This window comes from Streptomyces sp. CBMA123, assembly GCF_014596465.1.
GTDB lineage: Bacteria > Actinomycetota > Actinomycetes > Streptomycetales > Streptomycetaceae > Kitasatospora.
On sequence record NZ_MECK01000234.1, the window covers coordinates 1 to 8204 of the forward strand.

Annotated in this window: 8 protein-coding genes; 6 read left to right on the plus strand and 2 right to left on the minus strand. The window is 74.0% G+C overall.

Going from position 1 to position 8204, the window contains the following annotated elements; all coding sequences use genetic code 11:
• The first annotated feature begins 322 nt into the window (after nucleotides 1-322).
• From glnII to BG452_RS24525, 4 genes are all read left to right on the plus strand, one after another.
• Complete coding sequence (glnII, locus tag BG452_RS24510) at nucleotides 323-1345, plus strand: glutamine synthetase (protein ID WP_188306523.1); 1023 nt, start codon at nucleotides 323-325, stop codon at nucleotides 1343-1345.
• Between the two features lie 117 nt (nucleotides 1346-1462).
• Complete coding sequence (locus BG452_RS24515) at nucleotides 1463-1996, plus strand: hypothetical protein (protein ID WP_188306524.1); 534 nt, start codon at nucleotides 1463-1465, stop codon at nucleotides 1994-1996.
• Nucleotides 1993-2535 carry a hypothetical protein gene (locus BG452_RS24520; protein WP_188306525.1) on the plus strand — a complete coding sequence of 181 codons (543 nt, stop codon included), beginning with the start codon at nucleotides 1993-1995 and terminating at the stop codon, nucleotides 2533-2535. The genes BG452_RS24515 and BG452_RS24520 overlap by 4 nt, the downstream gene beginning before the upstream one ends.
• Complete coding sequence (locus tag BG452_RS24525) at nucleotides 2529-3323, plus strand: MOSC domain-containing protein (RefSeq protein WP_317621206.1); 795 nt, start codon at nucleotides 2529-2531, stop codon at nucleotides 3321-3323. Before BG452_RS24520 ends, BG452_RS24525 begins: the two co-directional genes overlap by 7 nt.
• Here the strand turns inward: BG452_RS24525 and cobC are convergent.
• Nucleotides 3310-4356 carry an Rv2231c family pyridoxal phosphate-dependent protein CobC gene (gene cobC / locus BG452_RS24530; protein WP_188306526.1) on the minus strand — a complete coding sequence of 349 codons (1047 nt, stop codon included), beginning with the start codon at nucleotides 4354-4356 and terminating at the stop codon, nucleotides 3310-3312. The genes BG452_RS24525 and cobC overlap by 14 nt on opposite strands.
• Nucleotides 4353-5789, minus strand: a complete 1437-nt coding sequence (locus BG452_RS24535; RefSeq protein WP_188306527.1) for a cobalamin biosynthesis protein — start codon at nucleotides 5787-5789, stop codon at nucleotides 4353-4355. Before BG452_RS24535 ends, cobC begins: the two co-directional genes overlap by 4 nt.
• Before the next feature lie 242 nt (nucleotides 5790-6031).
• On the opposite strand from BG452_RS24535, the gene BG452_RS24540 reads away from it, so the two are divergent.
• Both BG452_RS24540 and BG452_RS24545 read left to right on the plus strand, forming a co-directional pair.
• On the plus strand, nucleotides 6032-6973 hold the full coding sequence (locus tag BG452_RS24540) for an alkaline phosphatase family protein (RefSeq protein ID WP_188306528.1): 942 nt from the start codon (nucleotides 6032-6034) through the stop codon (nucleotides 6971-6973).
• Between the two features lie 5 nt (nucleotides 6974-6978).
• Nucleotides 6979-8204 (plus strand): MFS transporter (locus BG452_RS24545; protein ID WP_188306529.1); only part of this gene is annotated, 1226 nt, incomplete at its 3' end.

The following is an 8204-nucleotide window of genomic DNA, read 5'->3' on the forward strand; positions in this document are numbered from 1 at the left end:
CTGGTCGCGGGCGGCGCGGCCGCCCTGCGGGCCACCCGGCGCCGCCGCGCCGCGCACGCCCGCCGCGGCTAGTCACTCCGCGGCTGGTCACTCCGCGGCTGGTCACTCCGCGACCGGCCTCCACGACCGGCCACTGCGCGGCTGGTTACTCCGCGACCGGTCACTCCGCGGGGCGGGAGTGCCGCGCCCGGCACTCCCGCACCGTGACCGTGCCAACGCGGACGGTTGGTTCACATGCGCGTTACATGAGAGGAACAACCGGGAAACGGCGGCTTGCGACGCTACGCGGGCACCCACCACCCAGTAACGCGAGGGACAAGCCGTGGCAATCAAGGCCGAGTACATCTGGATCGACGGCACCAAGCCGACCGCGAAGCTCCGTTCCAAGACTCGGGTCCTGCCCAACGCCGACAAGATCCCGACCTGGGGCTTCGACGGTTCCTCGACCAACCAGGCCGAGGGCCACGCCTCGGACCGCGTGCTGGACCCGGTGAAGGTCGTCAAGGACCCGATCCGCGGCGGCGACAACATCCTGGTCCTCTGCGAGGTCCTGGAGACGGACGGCACCCCGCACGAGTCCAACACCCGCGCGCTGCTCCGTGAGGTGCACGAGAAGTTCGCCTCCCAGGAGTCGATCTTCGGCATCGAGCAGGAGTACACCTTCTTCAAGGGCTCCCGCCCGCTCGGCTTCCCGGAGGGCGGCTTCCCGGCCCCGCAGGGCGGCTACTACTGCGGCGTCGGCGCCGAGGAGGTCTTCGGCCGCGAGATCGTCGAGCTGCACCTGGACCGCTGCATCGACGCCGGCCTGGCCATCTGCGGCATCAACGCCGAGGTCATGCCCGGCCAGTGGGAGTTCCAGATCGGCCCGGTCGACTCCCTGACCGTCTCGGACGACCTGTGGATCGCCCGCTACCTGCTCTACCGCACCGCCGAGGAGTTCGGCATCGACGCCACCCTGGACGCCAAGCCGGCCCGTGGCGACTGGAACGGCGCGGGCGCCCACACCAACTTCTCCACCAAGGCCATGCGCGAGGGCTACGACGCCATCATCACCGCCTGCGAGTCGCTCGGCGCCTCCCAGGAGAAGGTGCTGGAGCACGTCACCCAGTACGGCGCCGACATCGAGTCCCGCCTGACCGGCAAGCACGAGACCGCCCCGTGGAACGTCTACAGCTACGGCGTCTCCAACCGCGGCGCGTCGGTCCGCATCCCGTGGCAGGTCGAGGTGGAGCAGAAGGGCTACATCGAGGACCGCCGCCCGAACGCCAACATCGACCCCTACGTCGTCACCCGCCTGCTGATCAACACCTGCTGCGAGGCCCTGGAGAAGGCCGGCCAGGTCTGATCCGCCCCGAGGTAGGTGCACCCGCAGGCCCTCCCCCACCCGGGGGAGGGCCTGCGGGCTTTCTGCCCTGGGGCAAATGGCTGGTCAATCCCGGTCGTCAGCCGGACAATTCACGGCATGACCCGACAGCCGCTGCTCCTTCTCGACGTGGACGGACCCCTCAACCCCTTCGCCGCGCCGAGGCTCCGGCGGCCGGACGGCTACCGCACCCATGACCTGATGCCCAGCTGGTGGGCCGAGCGGCAGGCCCGGCGCACCGACGGCGAGGCGAAGCCGCTGCGGGTGTGGCTGAACCCGGCGCACGGGCCGGAGTTGCTGGCGCTGCCGTACGAACTGGTGTGGGCCACCACCTGGATGGACGAGGCGAACGCCCTGATCGGCCCCAACCTCGGGCTGCCCGAACTCCCGTACATCGCCTGGACGGACCTCTTCGGCGAGGATCCGGACGGGCTGCACTGGAAGACCAGGGACGTGGTGGCCTGGGCGGACGGGCGGCCGTTCGTCTGGGTGGACGACGAACTCGGGTCGCAGGACGCCGAGTGGATCGCCGCCCACCACCCGGGCCCGGCGCTCACCCTGCACGTCAACCCCCGCAAGGGCATGCTCGCCAGGGACTTCGCGACGCTGCGGGAGTGGGCGGCCGCCGCATGACCGGCCGGCCGCTGCTCCTGATCGACGTGGACGGACCGCTCAACCCCTACGCCGCACCGGACACCGCCTGCCCCGACGGCTACGGCACCCACCGGCTGCTGCCCGAGTCCTGGGTGGCGCGGCACGCTCCCCGGCCGCGGGAGGAGGTCGAGCCGCTGCGGGTGTGGCTGAACCCGGCGCACGGGCCGGAGTTGCTGGCGCTGCCGTACGAACTGGTGTGGGCCACCACCTGGATGGACGAGGCGAACACCCTGATCGGCCCGCGCATCGGGCTGCCCGAACTCCCGTACATCCGCTGGACGAACCTGTTCGGCGAGGACCCGGACGGGCTGCACTGGAAGACCAGGGATCTGGTCGCCTGGGCGGACGGGCGGCCGTTCGTCTGGCTGGACGACGAGCTCGGGCCGCAGGACATCGAGTGGATCGCGGCGCACCACCCGGCCGAGGCGCTGCCGCTCTGGGTGGACCCTCGGGCGGGACTGCGGGAGCTGCACTTCGCGGCGCTGCGGGAGTGGGCGGCGGAGGAGTCGGAGTGCTGATCGGCAGGGTCGAGCGGTTGCACCGGTATCCGGTCAAGTCGCTCCTGGGGGAGGAGCTTTCGGCGGCGGAGGTGTCCACGCGGGGCCTGGCGGGGGACCGCGAGCGCGCCCTGCTGGACGTGGAGACCGGGCGGGTGGCCAGCGCCAAGAACCCCCATCGGTGGGCCGGACTGCTCGCCTACTCGGCGACGACCGCGGCGGACGGCCGGGTGGCCGTCACCGGGCCGGACGGGCGCGCCGCGGGCGAGGCGGAGCTGTCCGAGGCCTTCGGCCGCACGCTGGCCCTGATCGCCGAGCGCCCGCCCGGTGCGACGGTCGAGCGGGCCGTGCCGGAGGAGGTGCTGGCGCGCGGGGTCGAGGCGGAAGTCCCGGTGACGGTCAATGAGTTGGGGCGGGCCGCGGCGGAGGGCGGGTTCTTCGACTTCGCCCCGCTGCACCTGATCACCAGCTCCACGCTGCTCGCCGTCGGCGCTGAGGCGGAGCGCTACCGGCCGAACCTGGTGATCCGCACCGAGGGCGAGGGATTCGTCGAGAACGCCTGGGTGGGGCGGGAGGTGACCGTCGGGGAGGCCCTGCGGCTGCGCATCGTGGCACCCACCCCGCGCTGCGCCGTCCCCACCCTGCGGCACGGCCCGCTGCCCCGTCGGACGGAGGCGCTGCGCGGACCGGCCGAACGCAACCGGCTGGTTCCGCTGGAGGGCATGCCGGCGCTGCCCTGCGCGGGGGTGTACGCCCAGGTGCTGGCGCCGGGGAGGATCCGGGCCGGCGACGCGGTCAGGCTGAACTGAGCACCGTCTCCAGCGCGTTGAGGAAGCGGTCGGTGGTCCCCTCGTCCCGGACGGCGATCCGAAGCCAGTCCTCGCCGAGGCCGGGGAAGGTGTCCCCGCGCCGGACGGCGAAGCCGTGCTCGCGCAGCCGCTCGCGGACCGCCGCCGCGCCCGGCAGTCGGACCAGGACGAAGGAGGCAGCCGGCTCCCCGTACACCCGCAGCGTCGGGAAGGCGGTCAGGCCCTTCAGCAAGTAGGCGCGCCACAGGGCGAGTTCGGCGGCGGCCCGGTCCGCCTCGGCCAGTGCCGACGGGCCGCTGCAGGCCTCGGCGGCGGCCAGCGCCGGGGTGGAGACCGGCCAGAGCGGCTGGGCGGCGCCGAGGGCGGCGATCAGTGGCGCCGGTCCGAGGGCGTAGCCGATCCGGAGCCCGGCCAGGCCCCAGGTCTTGGTGAGGCTGCGCAGGACGACGACCTGTCCGGGCAGGCCGCGGGCGGCGGCGAGGGACTCCCGTTCGCCGGGCACGGTGTCCATGAACGCCTCGTCCACCACCAGGGTGCGACCGGGCCGGGCGAGCGCGGCGACGGCCTCGGCGGGGTGCAGGACGGAGGTCGGGTTGGTCGGGTTGCCGAGGACGACCAGGTCCGCTTCCTCGGGGATGGAGCCGAGGCGGAAGCCGTCCTCGGGGGCGAGCAGCACCCGGTGCACCCGGTGTCCGGCGTCCCGCAGCGCGGCCTCCGGCTCGGTGAACTGGGGGTGCACCACGATAATGTGACGTGCCGTCAGGACGCGGGCGAGCAGGACGAAGGCCTCGGCCGCCCCCGAGGTGAGCAGCACCTCCTCGACCGGGCGCCCGTGCCGGGCGGCCACCGCGGCGCGGGCGGCGCCCTGGTCGGGGTAGGCGGCGAGGGTGCCGAGGGTGGCGGCGAGGTGCTCGCGCAGCCAGACCGGGGGAGTGCCGGTGCGGACGTTGACGGCGAGGTCGACCAGCTCGCGCCCGTCGGCCCGCACCTCGGCGTCGCCGTGGTGGCGCAGGTCGGGTTCGTGGGTGGTCATGCCGGTGCTCCATCGCCGGGCAGAGCGGGCTCGACTGTCCAAGCGGGTTCGCCGGGCAGAGCGGGCTCGCCTGCCCGGGCGGGTTCGCCGGGCAGGCCGGGCACCCGGTGGACGTCGTACGGGCCGGGCGGCACGGCGAGGTCCGTGCCGTCGCCGAGGGCGACCAGGGCGACGGCGTGCCCGTGGGAGGCCAGGGTGACGGCCGCCCCGGTGTGGTCGACGAGCTGTCCGGCGTGGTCCGTCGCCACTCCGGCCCAGTCCAGCGCCTCGCCGCGGGTGTTCCGTAGGGTGCCGGGCGCCGGCACCGCGATCTGCCGGGTCCCCGGCCGGAGCAGCGCGGCCACCGCCTCGACGGCCTCCGGCCGGCCCACCACCGCCGAGGCGCGGCGCAGTTCGGCCAGTGCGCGCGGTACCAGCAGGTCGTGCGCCCCCGGCCCGAGGCCGATCAGCGCCAGTCGTCCACGCACCGCGGTCCTGGCGATCGCCACCGTGGCCGTCGCCGACTTCCGCTTGGCGACGACGAGTCGACCGCCGTTCGTACTGGCCAGCGCCGCCGCCTCGGCGACGCTGGCGGTGCCGACCGCCGTGCCAACGGCCTCGGACGGGTTCGGCACCGCCAGCCGGGCCAGTTCCTCCGCCGGGTGCTCGTCCACCGGCACGTTCAGGCAGCGCGCGGCCCAGCGCACCGCCGGGTGGTCCGCCCTGCCCGCCACCGTGGCGATCCGGGCGATGGCCGAGCGCAGGTAGCCGGTCTCCTTGAGCACGTCCATCAACAGCCGCATGGCGTCGGCCGATTCGGCGCCACTGCGCGCGCCGATGCCGACCACCAGGGTGCGCGGGACGACCAGGAGGTCGCTGCCGTCCGGGTCCTCCTGGTCGGTGATCCGCAGTGCGGGGGCGTCCTCGGGCGCGTCCGGCCGGATGTTGGGGGGGAGCGCGGGCAGCGGGTACGGCACCTCACCGACCAGCCGGACCGGCCGGCCCTCCGCCGCGGCCCGGTCGACCTCGCGTGCGCCGGGGCGGTAGAGGCGCGTGGCGTACGGGGTCAGCACGTCGAGCGGGGCCTCGGGGCTCGGCAGCGGGCCGGTGAGTACCGGGGTGACCCCGAGGGCGGCCGCCACCTCTCCGGCCAGTTCCTCGGCCGAGTCGGTGTGGGTCAGCGGGATCACCCAGCGCCGGCCCGGGTCCACGCAGAGCACCTCGGCCCCGCGCGGGACCTCGACCCGGCCGTCGCCCAGCAGTCCGACGACGGCGGCGAGCGAGCCGACGGCGATCACCTGGCGGTGCTGGTGGAGCGCGAAGTGCATCGCCTCCGGGCCCTGGAAGCAGTTGCCGCGCGAGGCCCGGTAGACGTGGGTGCTCTCCGGCCAGAGGGCGTTCAGTTCGTCGGCCAGCGGGCGGCCCGGCCCGTAGATGGCGACCAGTCCGATCACGTTCCCGTACTCCTTGCCGCTTCCGGCCCCGCGCGCGCGGGGCCCCGTGATCCCACCACGCAAGGCCGAAACGGGTCAATCGCGGCGCGTGTGACGTCCGCCGCCGGCCGCGGTTGCTCCGTACGGACACCGCCTCGCAGCTGTTCTTCTGTTCTTCACTTCTCTTGTGCGGTACACGACACGCCGCGATCCTACTGTTCTCGGCGCTCCCGCCCGGGAAGCCCCGACCCACGGAGGACCCCATGGCCTTCGCACGACTCCGCACCCCCGGCACCCCCACCCCCGCCGCCGGTCCGCGCCCCGCCCGTCGCCGCAGGCTCCGCCCGATCACCGCCCTCGCCACCGGCCTCGGCCTGGTCGCCGGCTCGCTCGGCCTGTGGGCCGCGGGCGGCAGCGCGGCCGCCGACACCGCGGCCGGCCTGCCCAGCCCCGACCACGTCATCGTCGTCATGCTGGAGAACCACGCGTACTCGCAGGTCATCGGCAGCTCCAAGGCGCCGTACATCAACGGCACGCTGGCCGCCGGCGGCGCGACGCTGACCCAGTCCTACGCGCTCACCCACCCCAGCCAGCCCAACTACTACATGCTGTTCTCCGGCAGCGCCCAGGGCGTCACGGACGACAGCTGCGTGGACGTCGGCGCGCTCCAGCAGCCCAACCTGGCCTCCGAACTGCTCGCCGCCAACCAGACCTGGGCCAGCTACAACGAGGGCCTGCCCTCCGCCGGCGCCACCGACTGCAGCAGCGGCAGCTACGCCCAGAAGCACAACCCGTGGTTCGGCTTCGGCAACGTGCCCACCTCCAGCGCCTACGGCATGGACGCCTTCCCGACCGACTTCACCACCCTGCCCAAGGTCTCCTTCGTCGTCCCCGACCTCTGCGACGACATGCACGACTGTTCGGTCGGCACCGGCGACTCCTGGCTGAAGAACAACCTCGACGCGTACGCGCAGTGGGCCAAGAGCAACAACAGCCTGCTGGTGGTGACCTTCGACGAGGACAACCGGCTCGCCGGCAACCGCATCCCGACCCTCGTCTACGGCGCCCACGTCGCCCCCGGCAGCTCCACCGCCACCACCTACAACCACTACGACGTGCTGCACACCCTGGAGGACCTGGCCGGCGTCAACGCCCACGCCGGCAACTCCGCCAACGCCTCCGACATCACCGGCATCTGGAACTGACGCCCGTGTACGTCGCGGACTCCCGCAGCTCGAAGGCCCCCGTCGCACCGGCCACCGGCCAGGTGCGGCGGGGCGCCGCCCTGCGCTCAGTGCCGGGGGCGGTCCTCGCCCTCGGCGCCGTCAGCATGGTCACCGACATCTCCTCCGAGATGGTCAACGCCGTGCTGCCGCTCTACCTGCTCACCGGACTCGGCCTCTCCCCGCTCGGCTTCGGCCTGCTCGACGGCATCCAGAACGGCTTCAGCGCCCTGGTCCGGCTCGCCGGCGGCCACCTCGCCGACCGCCGCGGCCGCGACGGGGCCGCCCGGCACAAGAGCGTCGCGGCCATCGGCTACGGGCTCTCCGCGCTGTGCCGGCCGCTGCTGCTGTTCGTCCACACCGTGCCGCTGATCGGCGCCGTCATCGCCGCCGACCGCACCGGCAAGGGCCTGCGCACCGCGCCCCGGGACGCCATGATCTCGCTGGCCACCGAACCCGCCCACCGCGGACGGGCGTTCGGCGTGCACCGGGCGATGGACACGGCCGGCGCCCTGCTCGGCCCGCTCACCGCTTTCCTGGTGCTGCGGCTGGCCGGCGGCCCGCTGCTCGCCGACGGCGGCGAACGGCACGGCTACGACGCGGTGTTCACCGTCAGCGCCTGCGTCGCCGCGCTGGGCGTGCTGATCCTGCTGCTGTTCGTGCCCAACCGGCAGACCGGTGACGAACCGTCGACCACCGTGCCCACACTGCGCAGCAGCCTCACCCTGCTGCGCCTGCCCGGACTGCGCCGGCTCACCCTGTGCGCCGTGCTGCTCGGGCTCACCACCGTCAGCGACTCCTTCCTCTACCTGCTGATCCAGCGCCGGCTCGGCCTGTCCGTCAACCTGTTCCCGCTGCTGCCGCTCGGCACCGCCGCCGCCTTCCTGCTGCTCGCCGTCCCGCTCGGCTCGCTCGCCGACCGGATCGGACGGCGCCGGCTCTTCCTGCTCGGACACGGCGTCCTGCTGCTCGCGTACGGGCTGCTGCTCTCGCCGCTGCGCGGACTGCCCGCGGTGATCTGCGTGCTGCTGCTGCACGGCACCTTCTACGCCGCCACCGACGGCGTGCTCGCCGCCGCGGCGGCCGACGCGGTACCCGCCGAGCAGCGCGGCGCCGGGCTCGCCCTGGTCGGCACCGGGCAGGCGCTGGCCCGCTTCGCCTGCTCGCTGCTGTTCGGCGCGCTGTGGAGCGCGGTCGGCGGCCCGGGCGCGCT

Excerpts from the sequence above, each read along its gene's own strand:
- BG452_RS24515 (WP_188306524.1), top strand. The coding sequence starts at position 1,463 with ATGACCCGACAGCCGCTGCTCCTTCTCGACGTGGACGGACCCCTCAAC.
- BG452_RS24520 (WP_188306525.1), top strand. The coding sequence starts at position 1,993 with ATGACCGGCCGGCCGCTGCTCCTGATCGACGTGGACGGACCGCTCAAC.
- cobC (WP_188306526.1), bottom strand. The coding sequence starts at position 4,356 with ATGACCACCCACGAACCCGACCTGCGCCACCACGGCGACGCCGAGGTG.
- BG452_RS24540 (WP_188306528.1), top strand. The coding sequence starts at position 6,032 with ATGGCCTTCGCACGACTCCGCACCCCCGGCACCCCCACCCCCGCCGCC.